This window comes from Ignavigranum ruoffiae, from assembly GCF_900110675.1.
GTDB lineage: Bacteria > Bacillota > Bacilli > Lactobacillales > Aerococcaceae > Ignavigranum > Ignavigranum ruoffiae.
Map to the genome: position 1 here is coordinate 44,981 of NZ_FOEN01000003.1, position 20,402 is coordinate 65,382.

Genomic DNA, 20,402 nt, shown 5'->3' on the forward strand with positions numbered 1-20,402 from the left:
ATTTTTTATTATTGAATGTCTAAGCTAACGGCTTCTTCAACTGCTTTTAGTAAGCTTCCATCTTCAAGTACGGCAGAAACTTTATTAAGTTCGTCGTAGATTTCGATGTCTTTATCAAGTTCGATGAAATCAACTTGTTTTCTGACGAAGTCGTAAGCAGCTTGAGTTCCTTTACCTAAACCAGAAGTTTGTTCTTTCAAGTCAAGTGCTTGACATGCAGCCATAATTTCAGTAGCCACAACACGACGAGAGTTTTCTAGGATTTCTGCGGCTGTACGAGCAGCGATAGTACCCATAGAAACAAAGTCTTCTTGGTTTTCACATGAAGGAATTGAGTCAACTGAAGCTGGGTGAGCAAGGATCTTGTTCTCAGAAGCTAAAGCTGCACAAGCATATTGAGTGATCATGAATCCTGAGTTCAAACCAGGGTGTTTAACTAAGAATGAAGGGAGTCCACTTAATTGGTTGTTAACTAAGCGTTCTACACGACGTTCTGATACGTTACCAATTTCAGCTACGGCAATACCTAAGAAGTCAAATGGTTGAGCCATTGGTTCACCGTGGAAGTTACCACCTGAAATAACGTCACCATCATGGGTAATGATTGGGTTGTCAGTAACGGCATTAATTTCAATTTCAACTTTTTCTTTAACGTAGGCTACTGAGTCTTTACTTGCTCCATGAATTTGAGGGATACAACGTAAAGTATAAGCATCTTGTACGTGTTCTGGTGTTTGAGGGCGAGTATGTTGGCTGCCTTCAATCAAAGTACGCATGTTTTTAGCAGTTGCTAATTGACCAGCGTGAGGACGGATGGTATGTAAGCCTTCTTTGAAAGCATCATGGATACCATTGTGAACTTCGAGAGATAAAGCACCAGCGACGTCATTTAATTTCAACAATTCGATGGCATCGTAAGTTGCTAACGCACCTACAGCGGTTAATACGGTTGTACCATTGATTAAAGCAAGTCCTTCTTTAGCACCTAAAGTGATGATTTCTTGACCCGCTTTTTCCATAGCTTCGCGACCAGACATTAATTCGCCTTCATAATAAGCTTTACCTAAACCAAGTAAAGGTAATACCATATGAGCCAATGGAGCTAAGTCCCCTGAAGCACCTAGAGATCCTTTTTCAGGGATATGTGGAATAACATCAGCATTTAACATGTTGATCAAAGCTTCAACCGTACTTAAACGAATACCTGAGTTACCTTTTAATAGAGAGTTGATCCGGATTAAGATGATCGCACGAACAACATCTTTCTTAAATGGTTCACCAAAACCAGTTGCGTGAGTCCGAATTAAGTTTTCTTGAAGTTGAGCTGTGTCTTCAGCTGAAATACTTACTCGGCAAAGAGAACCGAATCCAGTATTTACTCCGTAAACCACCCGTTTGCTTTCAACGATTTCGTCAACAATTTTACGAGAATTGTTAACTGCTTCGATGGCTGTTTGGTCTAATTCGACCTTAGCACCTTGGCGCGCAACTTCTACGACTTGTTCAAGCGTTAAACTTTTTCCGTCTAATTTTACCATTAAAAATTCCTCCTATTGTTTTGTTACTATAATAAATTATTGGGCTTTGGACGTATTTTTTGATTTATTTAAATTTAATAAGAAATAGATGACAGAGGCAACAACCACCCCAATGACTAGATAAACCACGTTCTTAGCTTCAGCCATAAAGAGCATTACCAAGCTGACAATAACGGCTAAGGTTGGAATTAACCAAGGTCCGCCAGGAACTTTGAAAGCTGGTTTATTTGGCATATCTTTACGTTTACGTAAGAATGGCACAGCTAGGGCAGCAGGAATATATTGACCGAAACGGAATACTACTGAAAGGTTCGCTAAGGTTTCGAATGATCCTGAGAATAGTAAAGCAATGGTTACAATTGAAGAAATGGCGATGGCAACAATTGGCGCCCCTTTATCATTTTGTTGAGCAATCACCGCTGGTAATTGACCCTCTTCAGCAATCGCTGCACCGAAACGAGGAATCATAATAGATTCACCCATGTTCAAACCAGCAACTGAAATAATCGCACCAATGTTGATAATGGAGAAGCCGATTGGTCCAACCATTTCTCTAAAAGCATCTTGTACTGGAGCATCTGTAGCTAGAATACGTTGACCTAACATAGCGATAACTCCGGTAGTAATAATGATGTAGAATAATGATACGATTGAAATTGATGAAATAATCGCTCTTGGTACGTTCTTCTTAGCATCACGCATTTCCCCGGCAATAATTGGTAAAGTTTCAAAACCAATGAAGGCATAGAATACGGTAACCGCGGTAGCAGAAAGAGCTTTACCTAAAGTCATGTCTGGGTTAAGTTGTAAGAATGGAGTAAAGTGACCTTGATCCACACCATGTTTAATGAAGAAGAAAGTCATGAATGAGAAGGCCACAATTGGCACTAATTTAGCAACAGTGGCTACTACCGTAAATATCTTAGAGGTTTTAATCCCAGCTACGTTCATCAATGATAATAGAATGATAATAACCACACTCAAGATAGTTTGATGAGGTGCTAAGCTTGGGATTTGAATTGAAATTAAACGAGATAGACCCGCAGCCATGGCTGACCAAGCTACAGTGGTTACGAACCAACCTAAAATACCTACGTTAAATCCGACAAAATCACCAAAGGCAGCCTTAGAATATTGATAGGCTCCCCCATTCTTATCAAAGTAACCAGAAACTTCAGCAAAACATAAAGCTAATAAGAATACAAGAACCATTACACCAGCCATGGCTACTAGAGAAGCTGGCCCTAGGTCTTTATATAGACCCGTTTGGATTAAGAAAATACCAGAACCAATAACCGCATTAATTCCGTAAAGAATCGCCTGAGGGAAGGAGAATTTGGCTTCTTCACCAACCTCCACTAGGTTAACATCTTTTAAATCTTTTTCCATATCATTTCCTCCTAACGTTTGTTATTTATATTCAATTTTTGCTAATAAAGCTATAAGTGCATTCTGAGAGTCTTGTGCGTCAAAAATCAATGTAGCGCTTTCATTTGTCAAACTTTGACGAATCCATAATCCTTGTCCTTGTGCTAGTGTCCACCTCTCTTCCTCATGATTGACCCGCATAGAGAATGAGATATTCTCGACAGCATGTAAGTAATAATCATTGTTACTTTCAATTTCAATATTAGGGGATTGTTTGGTAATCTTGATCAGATCACTCTTCAAGGATTCTTTATAAATAATATTAAAATCAGTACATGGTTGGTGGCTACTTATTTTATCGGAGCCACTAAATTCATAGGTTTGAAATTGATCTAGTTCTACTTCTTCTCCACTTGTATGATTCGTTAACAATAACTTCCCTTGCAAAGGTAGAATAATGCGTTGATAACCAGGTAAGGGAGTAAAATCCGATTCTTCAATTTCAATGGTCGCCGAAGAAATACGATAATCGAAATTTCCCGGTTGATATACCGCATCCGGTGGCGCGATTAACAACTGAGTTGTTAATCCGCCGGACCATTGCGATACAAGATAATCATTGCTTGTTATCTTTTTTGTTTCCATAGGCTTAGAATAATCCGCTGATGTTTCCTTCTGCATCAACATCAATTTTTTCAGATGCAGGGACTTTTGGTAAACCAGGCATGGTCATAACATCACCGGTTAAGGCAACGATAAATCCTGCCCCAGCAGAAATTTTCAAGTTCTTGATTTCAATATTGAAATCAGTTGGTGCACCCACTTGCTTAGGATCATCAGAGAATGAATATTGGGTCTTAGCCATACAGATTGGATAATTACCGAAACCTAGTTCAGTTAATTCACGCATTTGACGTTTTGCTTTACCAATCAAGACAGCTTTATTTCCGCCATAAACTTTTTGAACAATCTTATCAAGTTTTTCTTGAATGCTATCTTCTTCATCGTAGACGAATTGGAAGTTATTTTCTTGTTCAGCAAGCTCAACCACTTTCTCAGCTAAGTCTTTACCACCTTCACCACCATTAGCCCATACGTCAGATAGAACCACTTCTACCCCACGTTTTTCACAGGCTTCTTCGACTGCTTTCAATTCAGCTTCGGTATCTAGCGGGAATTTATTAATGGCAACCACTACTGGTAAACCATAAACTTCTTGAACGTTCTTGATATGGCGATCTAAGTTAGGAAGTCCGTTGATAACTGCATCCACATTTTCAGGGCCTAATTCTTTCTTATCTACCCCACCATGCATCTTCAACGCACGAATCGTAGCAACCAATACGACTGCTGAAGGTTTCAAACCTGATAGGCGACATTTAATGTCAATGAATTTTTCAGCTCCTAGGTCGGCACCGAATCCACCTTCAGTAACCACATAGTCAGCATGTTTTAAGGCTAATTTTGTAGCAATGACTGAGTTACATCCATGAGCAATATTTGCGAATGGTCCACCGTGGATAAAGGCTGGTGAATGTTCTAAGGTTTGAACAATATTTGGACGAATTGCATCTTTTAATAAGGCAGTCAAAGCACCTTCAGCTTTTAAGTCATGAGCTGTGATAGGTTTCTTGTCAAATGAATAACCAATGATCATCTTGCCTAATTTTTCTTTAAGGTCAGTAATATCATTCGCTAAACACAATACAGCCATAATTTCTGAAGCGACTGTAATATCATAACCATCTTCTCTTGGCACACCATTGGTACGTCCTTGAAGACCATTGACAATATGACGAAGTTGACGGTCGTTCATGTCAACTACACGTTTCCAAGTGATATTACGTGAATCGATACCTAATTGATTACCGTGGTGAATATGGTTGTCAATTAAGGCAGCTAGTAAGTTATTAGCAGCACCGATGGCATGGAAGTCACCAGTGAAGTGAAGGTTAATATCTTCCATTGGCACTACTTGAGCATGGCCACCACCAGCAGCTCCACCTTTTACCCCAAATACTGGGCCTAAAGAAGGTTCGCGTAGGGCAATTGCTGCTTTTTTACCAATTTTGCTAAGTCCATCGACTAAACCAACAGAAGTGGTTGTTTTACCTTCACCGGCAGGGGTTGGGGTAATTGCGGTAACTAGGATTAATTTTCCATCTTCTTTGGCTTCTAATTCTTGTGGGTCGATGGCTACTTTTGCCTTATATTTTCCATAAAGTTCTAAGTCATCTTCTTCAATACCGATAGCTTGAGCCACTTCGGTAATAGGTTTCATTTGGCTTTGTTTTGCAATTTCAATATCTGTTAATTGTGGCATTCTCCAAAACTCCTTTATTTAGTATAGAAATGTTACTGATTTACATTTGAGCTAAAATTTGAGTATAAATTGTGTCAGCTAGACGCGTACCTTCGTTAAGGATTGTTTCGCCTTTAGCTTTGAAATCATTGACAAATTCTTGATCTTTGATTCCGCTAATATTGATTAATACGTTTAACCAAGCACCTTGTAAGCCAGATTTCAAGTTTAAGGCAGCCACACCTAGGTCACTGGCAGCATTCGTATTTGACTTACCTACAGCTGCAGAAGTGACGCGTAAGGATTCTACCATTAATTCCATCACTTCTAATGGTGTTGTAGCGGCAACTTTTAAAGCTTTTTGCATGGCTTCGCGGCGTTTTGCTTTGTCTTCATCGGTTTCTTTTGGCATTTCAAAGACAGCAGCAACTTCATTAAAGGCTTCAGTATCTTTATCAATCGCTTTAACTAATTTATCTTGTAATTCTACAGATTGATCATGAATTTTTTGAATTTCATCTTGGAAATCCGCGTATTTTTTCTTACCTAAAGTCAATTCAGTGACCATTTTGGTTAAAGCAATGCCCATTGATCCTGCTAAGGCAGAAGCAGATCCACCGCCAGGAGCTGGTTCATCTGAACCTAAAACTTCGACAAATTCAGAAACTTTTAAGTCAACTAATCCCATCGATTGGTCCTCCTTAATTTAATAAGTGGTTTTCTAACACTTGTTTGTCATAGTCAAATTCTTCAACTTGTAAGTAGTATTCCGCACAGTCAATTAAAGCTTTGGCTGGAGTTAAACCAATCACTTCAGAACCGATAATGTTTACACCATAGCGTGCAGCTTCGAAGCGGATAGTTTCCATGACACGGTATAGTGGAGTCTTTTCGAAGTTAACCATATTCATGGAGACTTGAGCAACATTACGATCTTCTAGCATAACGCCGATACCTTTACAATATTTGTAACCACCTGAAGAACCGCGAACGATACGAGCAATCTTATTGGCGATTTCAATGTTGTCAGTATCTAAGTTTACGTTGAATGCAACTAAAGGCATACGTACACCTACAGCAGTAACCCCAGCTGTTGGATGGATCTTACGTTCACCGTAATCTGGTGCCCATTCTTCTTGCAATAATTTTTCAGGCATTCCTTCAAATTGACCTTTTCTAACTTTGGCTAAGTTCTTACGAGCAGGGGTGCTAGCAGAGTCTTCATATAAGAAAATAGGAATGTTAAGTTCGTTGGCAATACGTTCTGCAACTTTTTTAGAAATTTCAACTGTTTCAGCCACATCGATATCTTTTACTGGAACGAAAGGAACAACGTCGGTAGCTCCCATCCGTGGGTGTTCCCCTTGATGTTTAGTCATGTCGATGTTTTCGCTTGCAAATTTAACTAATTGGAAAGCAACTTCTTGAATACCATCAACATCTCCTACGAGAGTAAATACACTACGGTTGTGACTTGTATCTGAAGAGTAGTCTAATAAGGTCACGCCTGGTACACTTTTAGCCACTTCAACTAAACCATTGATGATCTTTTCGTCTTTACCTTCACTAAAATTTGGAATACATTCGATTAACTTTGCCATTTCGATTCCTCCTAAATTATTCCTAAGAATTTGGCGATTACGATCACAACTTATGAAATGAGTGTGTTTCATCACATAAATTATGACAGCGTTCTCACATGCTTAATTTATCAAGTCCATCAATCCGTGTCAAATCTATAATCTTTATATATAGATTTATTATTATTATAAAAAAATTTTTAATATTTCTAGAGTTTTTTCGTCTAATGTGAAAGTCACTTTTTATTTGACTATTTTTTGACAACTTTCCATTGAATCGCTTTCAGTTATTTTTTTTGTATAAATTTTGCGCCTATATTCAGCATATTTTTATTTTATTCTCATTTTAACCTGGTAATTCTATTCGCTTTGCCTGTTCATTTTCTTTTAATTTATTCTCAAAAACAGCGTTTGACGAATATTATCTCATTATCTCACTAAAATATAATAATTTTAATTAAAATACTATCGTTTTCTAATCCTGGTTCTTGCCGATTTTCATTATATTTCTCAGCTTTTTACGGAAGGATTTTCAGTAATATTTTAAACGACATTTAAAATTTGTCATTCCCACATTATTTATTTGTTTCGTTGTCACTGAGTCTATTCTTTCAAATTGACTTACCCCAGCTCTTCCATCGACCTCTAGGTCAGTTTAAACAGAAGAAAACCGAATACCTACCCAAGCAAATCGCCATAGCTGCTTACTACTCGCTTAGTCGTTTATCTTTACAAATAGAACGACTTTTGGCCAATCTTTGCCAGGTAACTATTCGGTTAGAATGAGCGCTTAAAGACTTTATTGATTCAGTCACTGGGCTATTCTATTCGTCTTGGCTTACTTGATTTGATTTAACTCATCTACATCACGGAATGGACTGAGATGGTTATATGTTAGGGACTTATAATCATAATAATTCAGCGGATTCAAGATATTCTGATCATAATGACTTAATCGATCGCTTTGTTCGAGTTGATCTAAGATCATTACCTTGGCCCAATTTAGGATTCCTATATCCCGGTCATTGGCCTTATCTGCCATGGCGACTTCTAACTCACATTTTTGTAGGTATTCATTCGCTTTCTGATCCTTATTCATCGCCATATAAGTTGTGGCAAGGTAGGCCAACATTTGGGGTCGCTTCCAAATAAAATGAATGGATTCTGAATGCTGGGCCGCTTTTAACAAGTATTCCTCAGCCAGTTCATAATCGCCCATGGCAAAATAAATAATGCCTAAATCAATATAGAAGACCACTAAACTGGTCATTTGATTTTTACCTTCGCCAAAAGCTAGGGCTCGTTTTTGTAATCTTAAAGCATCTTCATATTGTCCATTTATGCGCTCAATCTCAGCCAAGTAATTATAAGCTGCCGCAATATTAATCGCGTACTTATCGGTTAAACTCCGTGAAAGGGTCAAATTAGTAATCGATTCATGGATATATTTCTGCGCTCGTTCGTAGTGACCAATCATCAAATAATAAAGGCCTTTGAGGCGGAGAAGGATCCCAATCGCTTCATAATTATTGCTACTAATTGCTAAATCCAAGGCTAGACGGACATATTGAATCATATCTTCAGAACTATTCGTTTGAATACAGAAGTAAATCATTTGTAAATAAGCTTTCAACAAGTAGGCAGAATCACCCACATCTTTGGCTTTGACAATAACTCTGAGAATATTATCTATACCACGGTCATATTGACCTAGTCGAATATAGTAGCGTCCTTCTATATAAAGGAATTTTAATTCTAAGCGAAGGTAATTATCATCGAGCCCTGATTGTTCACTTAGCTGAGCTAATTCGCTCCGTGTATTCTCGAAGAATTGATGAATTTCCTCTGGCGACATCGACACAATCTGATTTTGATAAAGATCTTGACTGTAAACTGGGAACAATTCATGCTGAAATCTCAAAATACTTTGTAGATAAGATAATTTGTAGCTGAGGGCTTGCGATTTCTGACTAGCTCGGTAATAGTGATAAGCTATTTCAGCGAGTAACTGTAAATTATCACTTTGAAGTCCTTGTTGAAGTTTAAGGTTTTCAGCAATTTGCTTATGCATTAATTGTTTGACGGCTTGGCTTTGTTTGTTGTAACAATATTCTTGCAGTCGTCGGTTTTTAATGCGGACTCCTTGAGAGTTCTCGGATTTGTCTTCTTCGATTAAATTCCTCCGGAATAAATCGACCAGTTCTTTCTTTAGTTGAATCACCGATAGTCCAATTAAGGTTGATAGAATTTGAATGGGCACATAGCTCTTGAAATAGGATAGCGTTTCTAAGATTTCCATCCCACTAGCGGTTAATAGACTATATTGTTTCTCAATACTTTCAACCATTTTATCGGTTAAGACAATCTCATACTTACCCTGTTGGAAACGTGACAGCAATTCAATGGTCGCTAATAAATTTCCTTGACTAAAGTCATATATATTTCGGATATCTTTCTCACTCAGTGTTGTGTTGCTGCCCAGTATGGTCTTAGCTAGATTCTCTGTTTCCTCATAGTTCAGCGGATTTAGATGAATGAGTTTAAGATATTCTTGCATCCGCAAATCATTCAAGACTTGCTGGGTATGGTAAGACCATTGACCGTTCCCCGCAAAGACGAAAAAGATAGGCAGTTGTTGACTTAAAATAAGGTAGTAAAACATGTTGAGCGATTTTTCATCGATAAACTCAAATTGGTCGATAAAAACGACCCATTGTTCATCTTCTAATAAAGGAAGAAGTTGTTCGGCAATCTGCTCTAGTAAAGAGAAAGAGATGCGATCATATTTATCGACAAGCTGATGATATTTCAACATTTTGCTAGACATCTTATTAGGGAAATCAAGGTACTTCGTCAATTGGTTGATCCACTGATCCCAAACATAAGCTTCTTCTTTATGAAGTGTCGCCTGACATTCTATCGTTAAGAAATTAATTGATTGCTGATTCATATTAATTAAACGATTGACAAATTCCGTCTTCCCATTCCCCGTCTCACCTTCAATAATAATGCCTTTAGGACTGCCTTCTTCTAAATAAGAAGCTAAACTTAACTCAAACAAGGCAATCTCTTCACTCCGAGAGAAGTAATAGTGGGGCAAAGGATTGGTTTCGACCTGATTTTTGGTATGAACTTTCTTCAAGGTCTGTTGATAAATCTCGGTAATTTCCTGCGTAGGTAATATTCCCAGTTCCCTTTTAAATAAGTCTGTTAAGGTCAGATATTCTTCGATAATCTTACTATATAAGCCCGCTTGGAAATAATAATTCATTAACAGAATATAGTTCCGTTCATTAAATTCATCAATGGCGATTAATCGGCGAATATCTTTTTCGACGAGTTCCATATTTTCACTATCTAAATGCTGATCGATGGTGATATATAATTGATCGGTGAATTTCTTTTCATAATAAGTACGCATTTTGTTCATCCATAACTCGTAGGATTCACAATCCTTTAAGTAGAAGCCTTTTAAGAAATCACCTTGATAAAGCGTATCCAAATCTTGGTTTTTGTCAGCAATTTTATCAATATCTAAATCGATCGGTAAGTCAGGATTCAAACTCAATACTTGATTTGACAAGGAAATAATATATTCTTCGCCCAAACTTTTATTGGTTTGATAGATTGTATTTCTCAAGTTCTTCTTGGCGTTAGCTTCAGACTTGTCCGGCCACAGCATACTAGCTATTTCATCCCGGCTGACCGACTTATTCACTAGAAGATAATAGAATAAAGCATTAATCTTGGCAAAAGGGAATAGAATCTCTTGCCCATTTTTGCGGATGGACGGACTGCCCAATAATCTCACTTTTAGTGTCACAGGGATAACCTCCTCCTCTTCATATAATTCACTTTAGTTTACACTTAATTCTATTCAATGAAAAGTCAGCTTTGAGTATGCGGAATGACATATTTCTTGAGTAATTTATGTGCGAAAGCTTGATCGATTTGAGAGAGGACACCAATCGCCGACATTAAATAGTAATGATCAAAGTAGATATTTGGTTGGCTAGGTCTTAAATTGTTATCCTCCGGATGAAAATTCTCATGTAAAATATCCTGGCGATAAGGATTCTTAGTCAATGGACCGCCAGTGGCAACAACGGTGGAGAATTGACGCAAATCCTTACCAGATTGATAATAATCCTGAGTGTTTACTTTGCGTAAACGACCGACATGGCGGTGAATCGCTTGATCGAGACACTGACTCGCCACCAATTTATCAAATAATAAACCGGCTTCATCTTGAGGGACATAGTTTCTTTCTTGGATCCGTTTATTAACGAAGTCTTGAATTTGATCTGAGGAAAATAATGATTCTAAGATTTCTTTACGTTTTGATTCCTGAATATAGGTTAAGACAGAAGCCACCGATTCACGCATGCCCAAATCGCCTTCCACCGTTCTCTTAAGTAGGGGCTCACTCATCCCTTCATAGAAGACATTCAGCCCTAGTCCTAATCCCTTGCCATAGCTATGGATATCCGTAGTGGCTCCACCAATATCAACGACTAGCACGCCGTCCATCGGCTGTCTCTCTTCCATTTGGCCTAAGCACTCGGTGGCTTTCATAACCGCAGTCGGTGTAGGAATAATAGGTAACGGAGACTGAGGAGCCAAATCTGACAAGCCATGGGACTGGGTAATCTTACGAATAAAAATTTCTTGAGCAATGGCCCGCACGGGTTCCACCTTGAGATCATTGACGGCGGGCATTACATTATCCACGATATATAGTTTGCAATTGGAATCTGCAAAGATTGCAGCAACTTCTTCTTGAGCCGCTTCATTGCCAGCATAGATAACATCAGTCTTTAATGAAGTTTGAGTCAGCTGATGAGCCACCTTAATAACAAACTGTTCATTTCCGCCATTGGTCCCACCGGCTAAGAGAATCACATCTGGATCTAGGTCTACGATTTCAGCTAAGTCTGATTGACTCAACTTATAATAGTAGGAACCGATAATTCGGGTCCCTGAACCTAAGGCTGCATATTCCCCTGCTTTCTTGGTTAATGTTTCAGTAAAAGCAATGACCACCATTCTAAAGCCACCCCAAGCTGAAGAACAATAATATTCATCGATTTGGTCTGTTTTAGAATAATTATCAAGCTGATTTAAGAGTATTGTCTTGGCGGTTCGATAACAATCCATGACCGAAGAAACCTGACTCGTTGGCAAAGTATGTTGATCAACTAAAATCTCTTGATCTCGGTTGAATAGGTTAAATTTTGAATAGGTACTACCAAAATCAGCCGTCAGAATATAATGTGTCATGATAACCCTCCTTTATTGATTGGATTGATAAACTCATCGTCGGATAATTTTATTGTAACGAATTTCTGTGACAAATTGAAAGAACATCCACCATCGGAGCATGATCCCCAGTGATGAATGTTCTTTTCTTATGTTAGCGTTGTCTCAACACCCTTGTTCAGACATCTTGGCTCACATTGCTCGCTGAGATGAATTATTTGAATAATTCGCTCACAGCTTTTTCAACCAATGATTCTTCTGGAATATAAGGGATAGTGATATGATCTGTACCTTGGCGCATCTTGTTATATTCAATTGAAGTTTCAATCGCATGTTCATTACGTGCCCAGTTACGACGAGCTACACCACCCATAGTATCCCAAGCAATCGCTGATTTGATGATTTCGTCAGTCAATTCGCTACCGTCAAGAACTAAACCGAATCCACCGTTGATTGATTTACCGATACCAACGCCACCACCATTATGAAGAGCTACCAAGCTCATACCGCGAGCTGCGTTACCTGCATAACATTGAACAGCCATATCTGCCGTTACGTTAGAACCATCTTTAATGTTAGAAGTTTCACGGAATGGAGAGTCTGTACCTGAAACGTCATGGTGGTCACGACCTAACATAACCGGTCCAATCTTACCTTCACGAACTAATTCATTAAATTTAAGAGCGATATTAACCCGGCCCATGCAATCTTGATATAAGATACGAGCTTGAGTTCCGACAACCATCTTATTCTTCTCAGCATCGCGAATCCAGTTATAGTTGTCACGGTCTTGGTAACGACGGTCTGGGTCGATAACTTCCATCGCTGCATGGTCAGTAGCCACTAAGTCTTCGTGACGACCACTTAAGCATACCCAACGGAATGGTCCATATCCATAATCGAATAGCATAGGTCCCATGATATCTTCAACATATGAAGGCCAGATAAAGCCATCTTTGTCATCTTTACCATTCTTAGAAATTTCTTTGACACCAGAGTCATAGATTGCTTTCATGAATGAGTTACCATAGTCAAAGAAGTAAGTTCCACGACTGGTTAATTCTTTAATGGCTTGATAGTGACGTCCTAGAGTTTCGTCAACTAATTTTTCGAATTTTTGGCTATCTTTAGAAAGTAATTCAGTACGTTCTTCGAAAGTAAGACCTACTGGGCAGTATCCACCATTGTAAACATTGTGGCAAGAAGTTTGGTCAGATAATAGGTCCACATGGATATCGTTCTTAACTACATATTCTAATAGGTCAACGATGTTACCATGGTAAGCAATTGACATTGCTTCTTTCTTCTCTAAGCTTTCTTGAGCTAACTTAATCGCTTCTTCTGGAGTTTCAGCTAATTGTTGGATCCATCCTTGTTCCAAACGAGTATTCACCCGTGAAATATCCACTTCAGCGATGATTGACACAGCGTGAGCAATATCTGCTGCCTTACCTTGAGCTCCAGACATTCCTCCTAAACCAGAAGAAATGAATAGTTTACCTGATAAATCACCATCATCAGCAATACCTAATTTCAAACGTCCAGCATTTAATAAGGTATTGAAGGTTCCGTGAACGATACCTTGAGGGCCAATGTACATCCAACCACCAGCAGTCATTTGACCGTAGTTGGTCACACCCATTTGTTCAGCAATTTCCCAGTCTTTCAAGTTGTCATATTCACCAACAAATAAACCATTGGTTACGATAACGCGTGGAGCATCTTTCTTAGATTTGAATAGACCCATTGGATGTCCTGATTCAACAACTAATGTTTGTTCATCAGTCATTTCTTCTAAGTAACGTTTGATTAAACGATATTGCATCCAGTTAGAACATACTTGACCAGTTTCTCCATAGGTAACTAATTCATAAGGATAAAGGGCTACATCAAAGTCCAAGTTATTATCAATCATAACTTGCATTGCTTTAGCTTGAATACATTTACCTTTATATTCATCAATTGGTTTACCAGATAAACGACCTTCTGGACGCCAACGATATCCATAAATTCTTCCTCGAGTTTTTAATTCTTCTAGAAATTCAGGAATAATTTGTTCATGATATTTGTTAGGCACATAACGTAGGGCATTCTTTAAAGCTACTTCCGTTTGTTCTTTACTTAGACGGAAACCTCTATCTGGTGCCCGGCGAATACCTTCAACAAACTCCGGCATTTCTGGCAGAGTATCCTCCAATTTAATCGTCATTGCTTGTGAAACATCAAGTTCCGTAAATTTTTCCATGCATATCCTCCTTAAAATTATCAAGGTCATAAATGACTGATTTTTTAATGTGAGTTTATTATAGAACGTGCCAGTCAATAGAGTGTCTATTTCTTAAAAATATATAAAAAAAACGACAAAAAAACGCTTTCTATCTTTTAGACAAAATTTTGACGTGTTTTTCCTACAATAATATCAAATCAAATAATAGAAGGAACGTGATTAAATGTCTGCGGATAAAATCTTGATCCATTTCAATCAAATTTTTAACCCTTACGATTTAGGTCATCCTTTATCTGGTTCTGATATGAATGATGCCCAAATTATTGAAGATGGCTATATTGCCATCAAAGATGGAAAAATTCTAGCCCTTGGTTCAGGCGAACCTGATGATAAATTGAAAGACGAGCATACTGAAATTATCGACTATTCGGGAAAGATCGCTCTGCCTGGTTTCATTGATTGCCATACCCACTTAATCTATGGCGGTAGCCGTGAGCATGAATTTGCTCAAAAACTTAACGGGGTTTCTTATCTAGAAATTCTGGAACAAGGCGGAGGTATCTTAAGTACTGTTCGTTCAACCCGTGAAGCTGACTTTGATAACTTATATAATAAATCAAAACGTCTATTAGACTATATGGTACGTTATGGTGTAACGACCGTAGAAGCTAAAAGTGGTTACGGCTTAGACTGGGAAACTGAAAAACGTCAATTAGAAGTATGTAAGAAATTAAATGAAGATCATACCATTGACTTAGTTTCTACCTTTATGGCAGCTCATGCTGTTCCACCAGAATATAAAGGAAAATCTGGCGAATTCATTGATATGATTATCAATGACATGTTGCCTAAAGTTAAAGAAGAAAATCTAGCTGAATTCTGTGATATCTTCTGTGAGAAAAATGTCTTTACCGCTGAAGAATCTGAGAAATTACTTTCTGCCGCTAAAGACCTCGGCTTCAAATTAAGAATTCATGCGGATGAAATCGAATCTATCGGTGGTGTAGACGTGGCTGCTAAACTGAAGACCACTTCTGCAGAACACTTAATGATGATTACCGATGAAGGCATTAAGAAAATGGCTGAAAGCCAAGTCATTGGGGACTTACTTCCAGCCACTACTTTCTCTTTAATGCAAGATACTTATGCTCCAGCTCGTAAGATGATTGAAGCCGGTGTGCCAATTACACTTTCAACCGACTGCAACCCAGGTTCTTGCCCAACCATTAATATCCAATTCGTAGCTCAATTAGGTTGCTATCAAATGCGCTTAACACCAATCGAAGTCTTTAACGCAATCACCATCAATGCTGCTTACGCAGTCGATCGTGCCGATCAAATTGGTAACTTTGATGTTGAAAAGCAAGCCGACATCACCATTATGGATTGCCCAAATGTTGACTACTCTATCTATTTCTTTGCCACTAACTTAGTTAGCGATGTCTACAAGAACGGTCAACATGTGGTCGTCGATGGCCAAATTCAGGCCTAATTGATTCTGTCCCTCCCCTACAAAACAGGAGCTCCTGCTTTCAATAGCAAGAGCCCCTGTTTTTTATTGATTAAAATTTGGAAAATTAATCATCAATCGTGACCTGATATAAAACCTGACTTAGATAGAATATCAGCATCGCCGCTAAAGTAGCTGTATGTTGATCATAATCATAAGGAGGCGACAATTCTACGATATCAAAGCCGATGACCTTCCCGCTTTTAGCCAAATGTTGTAGCATAGGAATCACTTTTTGTGGATTCAGTCCTAAAGGTTGGAAGGCAGAAACACCAGGAGCAATCCCCATCGAAAACACATCCATATCGATGGTTAAATATACGTGGTCAACTTTGGCAATAAAATCATCAATGACTTGATAAGAGTAGTTCAAACCACGATTCCAAATATCCAGACTGGTCACAAAATCTAACCCCGCATGTTTAGCTACAAAATCGAAAAGATGCAACTGATTCGCATGCTCTTGAATCCCCATCACCAGATAATTAAAAGCCTTACCTGCTTGATGATTCATATCATGCATTTGTCGAAAACCCGTTCCCGAATTCGGTCCAGTCTCATCATAGGGTCTAAGATCGAAATGAGCATCAATATTTATCACTCCGACATTCTTATCGCTATAACGAGGGTGGCTTGATAAACCTAGATAATGACCAAAAGCTGTCTCGTGACCTCCTCCCAAAACAATTGGAAAGATATGCATATCTAATAATTTTTGAACGGCCTTAGCTAAAGACGATTGAAGTTGACTTAAACTTCGATTCACTCCCTCGATATCCCCCGCATCAAAAATTTGGACCTCTCGACCAAGATGCCAAGGTAGTTTAAACAAACGTTGGCGAATCGCGGTTGGCCCTTCAATCGCTCCCGCCCGGCCATGATTAATATAGACACCCTTATCACAGCGGAAACCTAATAAAGCAAAGCGTACTCTGGCATTGGTCTCAAATTCAGCCTGATTTAGATTCAGCGGTTTAATCACATTTACCCATTTGGCTTGATACAGGTCGGCCTTATCCTTTCCATAATATAGACTCACATCTGGACGTTTATAATCTTCTAACATATTATTATCGCTCTCCCATAAAAGTTTATCCTGACTGACAGATGGATCGGACAAATTATAACACTAATTCAGCAATAAAGAAAAAACATTCAGAACGAAGCTGAATGTTTTTCAGTATTGGAACGAGCGAAATTATACATCCTTATGCTGATAATTCCATAATGAGAGACGATAGGAAGTGTAAAAAATAATTAAGAAAATTCCGCTGCCTAATAAAATCAATTGCCCTTGACTTAAGTTGAGTAGCCAATCCAACATTGGGCCATGACCAATAAAATTGATGACAAAGTATAAGGCAATCCACATACCCATAAAGGTCATAAAGACAATTTGCTTGGCTTTCTTGTAGCCAAATTTAAAGAGAAAAGGCAATTGAATACAAGAAAATAAAATAGAAGCCGCTGCACTCATTGACACCCCAGTGAGACTAGCCTGCCAGTCAATCGGTTCACTAAATATTATTTTTAGCAGACTATATAATAAGACAGCAAAAATCATGGCTGCTAAGTTCAGGCATAAGAGGGTTAAATAACGGCCCTGTACCACTGATTTCTTACCAATCCCAAATACGATGTATAAATTATCTAAACCGGCATCATCCGCGACCAAAAAGGGATAGGAAACATGGAAGGCAGCTAGGATAGGAATCATATTCACCACGATTTGGATTTCACCAAAAATAATCGCATAAAAAGCAAAGAGCAGCGAGAATATCAGTAAATTCTTCAGGGTGAAGTAGGGACGAATCGCTAAATAATCTAAATGAAGGATTTGCTCAACAGCTTTCATCTTTTATGCTTCCTCCTTAAATAAATCATGATTTGGTCAATCGAAGGCTGACTAGCGTGCCAGTCTTGGGGCAATGCTTGCTGATACTTACTTTCGATTAAGGCTTCGAAATGATCATCCATCTGCTTACAAGCCACAACAGGGGGAATCTGATTATCTGCTAAACTATCCAAAGGTCCCTTCACTAGCAGATATTTAGCTAACAAGTCGTCCTTCGTACCCTGAAAGATGAGCTGGCCATCTTGAATATAGATGAGATAATCAGCAATCGCTTCTAGGTCGGCCGTAATATGGGTCGAGAAGACAACTGAACGTGCTTCATCCTGAACGAAATCTTGCAATAAATCCGTCAACTCTTCACGAAAAATAGGATCCAAACCGGAAGTAGGTTCATCAAGAATCAGGGTATTTGCTTGGTGGGATAATGCAATGGCTAACATTAACTTGATGGTCATCCCACGAGAAAGTTCCTTAACTTTCAATGATGGATTAATCCCGTATTCATTGAGTAATTGATAGTATGTTTCACTTTGCCACCCTTGGTAACCTATTTGCATCACATCATTAATGTCGTTACCCGACCAATCTTTAGCCAAAATTGGTTCATCCATAATAATGCCAATATCTTGTAAATACTGACCCGTAGTTGATTGGACCGTTTGATCTTTATAATATATTTGGCCTTGATCAGGCTCAATTAAAGATAGAATCAGCTTGATGAAAGTTGTCTTTCCTGATCCGTTGGGACCAATGATACCTGTGACATAGCCTTGAGGAATCTCAGTATTAACCCCATCCAAACGAAAATGTTGGAATGTCTTACTAAGCCCTTGACAAGAAATTAAATTAGTCATCGACACCACCCCTATCTAATAATTTCAAAAGTTCAATCAATTCTGATTGATCAATCTGATATAAAGCAGCCAAACTTAACACTTCTTCCAACTTACTTTCAATTTGTTTGAGAATTTCTTCTCGCTCTAACTCATGATTACGGGGAGCCACAAATGTACCCAATCCCTGGCGACTGATAATGTATCCTTCAGCCTCGAGCACATCATAAGCTTTTTTAACCGTTAAGATGCTCACCTTCAACGACTTTGATAGGTGTCGAATTGAGGGTAAGGGATGATCTTCTGCAATTTTCCCTTGTAGAATATTATCTTTAATGGCTTCCTTAATCTGTTCATATAGGGCCTGACTCGAATCATTGCGCAATATAATATTCATTCAGCCACCTCCCATTTCATATAACAGTATATAACAGTACATAACACCAGTCAAGCTGACTCAGATAAAAAAGACTGCCTTAAGTGGCAGTCTTCCTTCATAAGGATATTTACTAATAATTCGCTCAAGAACATTCTATGCTGATTCTCTTAAGTTGGACTCTTTGGTTTACCTCTACGGGTCACGCAAATCTTGACATTTAAAGACTCAAATTATTTTTCTGGACGGTATATTCTAACGATGCCTGGATCATCTGCTTCAAGATATCCAGACGAATATCCGCTAATTTATTAACATAAATACACATCTTACCTTGCTTATGCTTACCTAATTGAGCCAATAATTCAGCCCGTTCAGGAAAATCTTCAGCCAAATATAGGGCAAAACGCGCTTGACGTGGCGCAAAGGCGACAAGAGTAGATACCCCTTCACGGCCCGCCGGGGTCTGATAATTATATTGACCAAAGCCTATAATCCCTGGATACCAAATCTTAGCCGGATACGAACTCACTTCTTCAAAAAGTTTGACTAAAACACGGCTCTCCTCTTGTTTCTTCTTTGAGGCCAGGCTTTCAATATATGCTTCAACCGCTTGGCCAGTTGGTTTAAATTTCTGACTCATCGCTGTCCCTCCTAACTAATAGCGGAAAATATAAACTAATTACTAGCTTAGCCTCTTCCAGCTGAAGCTCCATGCTGCCCCCGAGTCTTTGCAGAGCAGAATGCACAATCGATAGACCTAAACCACTATTTCCCGAAGTTCGTGAGGCGTTGGCCTGGTAGAATCGTTCGGTCAATCGTTGCAGATCTGCATTAAAATCCTGTTTTAAAGGATTGGAAATGCGAAATACAGCCTGCTTGTTTGCTTTCGATAATGATAAAGTTAGGGTTAAATGTTCTTGCCCATGATCCAAGACATTCTTCATCAAATTATCCACAATAGCATCTAAGAGAAAATCATTGGCCAAACAAACTTCATTGCTTAAGCTAAATTCTGCCTGCGTTTTAAAACCAGCCTTTTCTAACTGATCATAATAGATAAAGATTCGTTGGACCAGACTTTCTTGTAAATTCATCGGCTTTAAATCAATCAGCGCTGATTGATCTTCTAATCGCATCAACAAAAACAAACGGTCTAATAATAAATTAAGCTTATTTAATCGCTGATAAATAATCGTAAAGTAGCGGTCGCGATCGTCTTGATTCTCTGATTCTTCCAGTAACTGAATATAACCGACCAAACTGGTCAAAGGCGTTCGAACATCGTGGGAGAGATTGGTCATCAACTCATCCATCTGCCTCTCTTTAGCTTGAATTTGCTTTCTTAACAACCTTTCTTGTTCAATGGTCTGATTAATACGAGCCACCAAGTTAGAAATTTCTGGACTATAAAGTTCTTGAGTTAACAATTGATTGGTTGTTACTTGAGACATCTCTTGGAGTTGTTGAGAAAGTTGACGGATCTGATAACGATAATAAAATAGCACCCCCAAAATAATCAATAAAGCTAACACTAAAATGATTATCATGAGG

16 protein-coding genes are annotated in these 20,402 nt (G+C 38.5%); 1 reads left to right on the forward strand and 15 read right to left on the reverse strand.

Features of this window, described 5'->3' with window-relative positions:
* Window positions 1–8 precede the first annotated feature (8 nt).
* The 9 genes from hutH to BMX34_RS03365 all read right to left on the reverse strand — a co-directional run bounded on the left by hutH (window position 9) and on the right by BMX34_RS03365 (window position 14,292).
* Window positions 9–1,538: a histidine ammonia-lyase gene (hutH, locus tag BMX34_RS03325; RefSeq protein WP_092570776.1), complete on the reverse strand. Its 1,530-nt coding sequence runs from the start codon at window positions 1,536–1,538 to the stop codon at window positions 9–11.
* Window positions 1,539–1,574: 36 nt separating this feature from the next.
* Entirely contained in the window at window positions 1,575–2,927 is a 1,353-nt protein-coding gene (locus BMX34_RS03330) for an APC family permease (protein ID WP_092570778.1), read from the reverse strand.
* 21 nt (window positions 2,928–2,948) lie between these two features.
* Window positions 2,949–3,587, reverse strand: a complete 639-nt coding sequence (locus BMX34_RS03335) for a HutD/Ves family protein (protein WP_234971669.1) — start codon at window positions 3,585–3,587, stop codon at window positions 2,949–2,951.
* Window positions 3,556–5,229, reverse strand: a complete 1,674-nt coding sequence (locus tag BMX34_RS03340) for a formate--tetrahydrofolate ligase (RefSeq protein ID WP_092570782.1) — start codon at window positions 5,227–5,229, stop codon at window positions 3,556–3,558. Before BMX34_RS03340 ends, BMX34_RS03335 begins: the two co-directional genes overlap by 32 nt.
* 40 nt (window positions 5,230–5,269) lie before the next feature.
* A complete protein-coding gene (locus tag BMX34_RS03345; protein ID WP_092570784.1) occupies window positions 5,270–5,896 on the reverse strand; it encodes a cyclodeaminase/cyclohydrolase family protein in 627 nt (208 codons plus the stop codon).
* 13 nt (window positions 5,897–5,909) lie between these two features.
* Window positions 5,910–6,809, reverse strand: coding sequence for a glutamate formimidoyltransferase (gene ftcD, locus BMX34_RS03350; RefSeq protein WP_092570786.1), 900 nt, complete (start codon window positions 6,807–6,809; stop codon window positions 5,910–5,912).
* Window positions 6,810–7,626: 817 nt separating this feature from the next.
* The gene (locus BMX34_RS03355) at window positions 7,627–10,611 is read right to left on the reverse strand and encodes a tetratricopeptide repeat protein (RefSeq protein ID WP_092570788.1); all 2,985 of its coding nucleotides are present in this window, start codon (window positions 10,609–10,611) and stop codon (window positions 7,627–7,629) included.
* Between the two features lie 65 nt (window positions 10,612–10,676).
* The gene (locus BMX34_RS03360; protein ID WP_092570790.1) at window positions 10,677–12,068 is read right to left on the reverse strand and encodes a glutamate mutase L; all 1,392 of its coding nucleotides are present in this window, start codon (window positions 12,066–12,068) and stop codon (window positions 10,677–10,679) included.
* Between the two features lie 193 nt (window positions 12,069–12,261).
* On the reverse strand, window positions 12,262–14,292 hold the full coding sequence (locus BMX34_RS03365) for a urocanate hydratase (protein ID WP_092570792.1): 2,031 nt from the start codon (window positions 14,290–14,292) through the stop codon (window positions 12,262–12,264).
* Between the two features lie 205 nt (window positions 14,293–14,497).
* On the opposite strand from BMX34_RS03365, the gene hutI reads away from it, so the two are divergent.
* A complete protein-coding gene (gene hutI, locus BMX34_RS03370; protein WP_092570794.1) occupies window positions 14,498–15,766 on the forward strand; it encodes an imidazolonepropionase in 1,269 nt (422 codons plus the stop codon).
* Between the two features lie 85 nt (window positions 15,767–15,851).
* Here the strand turns inward: hutI and hutG are convergent, their stop codons facing one another.
* The 6 genes from hutG to BMX34_RS03400 form a co-directional block, all read right to left on the reverse strand.
* A complete protein-coding gene (gene hutG, locus BMX34_RS03375; RefSeq protein WP_092570796.1) occupies window positions 15,852–16,850 on the reverse strand; it encodes a formimidoylglutamase in 999 nt (332 codons plus the stop codon).
* A 132-nt stretch (window positions 16,851–16,982) separates the two neighbouring features.
* Window positions 16,983–17,639 carry an ABC-2 transporter permease gene (locus BMX34_RS03380; protein ID WP_092570798.1) on the reverse strand — a complete coding sequence of 219 codons (657 nt, stop codon included), beginning with the start codon at window positions 17,637–17,639 and terminating at the stop codon, window positions 16,983–16,985.
* Window positions 17,636–18,493 (reverse strand): ABC transporter ATP-binding protein, encoded by an 858-nt coding sequence (locus BMX34_RS03385; protein ID WP_092570800.1) that lies wholly within the window; start codon window positions 18,491–18,493, stop codon window positions 17,636–17,638. The genes BMX34_RS03380 and BMX34_RS03385 overlap by 4 nt, the downstream gene beginning before the upstream one ends.
* Window positions 18,486–18,869 (reverse strand): GntR family transcriptional regulator, encoded by a 384-nt coding sequence (locus BMX34_RS03390; RefSeq protein ID WP_092570802.1) that lies wholly within the window; start codon window positions 18,867–18,869, stop codon window positions 18,486–18,488. Before BMX34_RS03390 ends, BMX34_RS03385 begins: the two co-directional genes overlap by 8 nt.
* A gap of 199 nt (window positions 18,870–19,068) precedes the next feature.
* Window positions 19,069–19,491 carry a DUF1801 domain-containing protein gene (locus BMX34_RS03395; RefSeq protein ID WP_092570804.1) on the reverse strand — a complete coding sequence of 141 codons (423 nt, stop codon included), beginning with the start codon at window positions 19,489–19,491 and terminating at the stop codon, window positions 19,069–19,071.
* Entirely contained in the window at window positions 19,475–20,398 is a 924-nt protein-coding gene (locus BMX34_RS03400) for a sensor histidine kinase (RefSeq protein WP_092570805.1), read from the reverse strand. The genes BMX34_RS03395 and BMX34_RS03400 overlap by 17 nt, the downstream gene beginning before the upstream one ends.
* Window positions 20,399–20,402 lie beyond the last annotated feature (4 nt).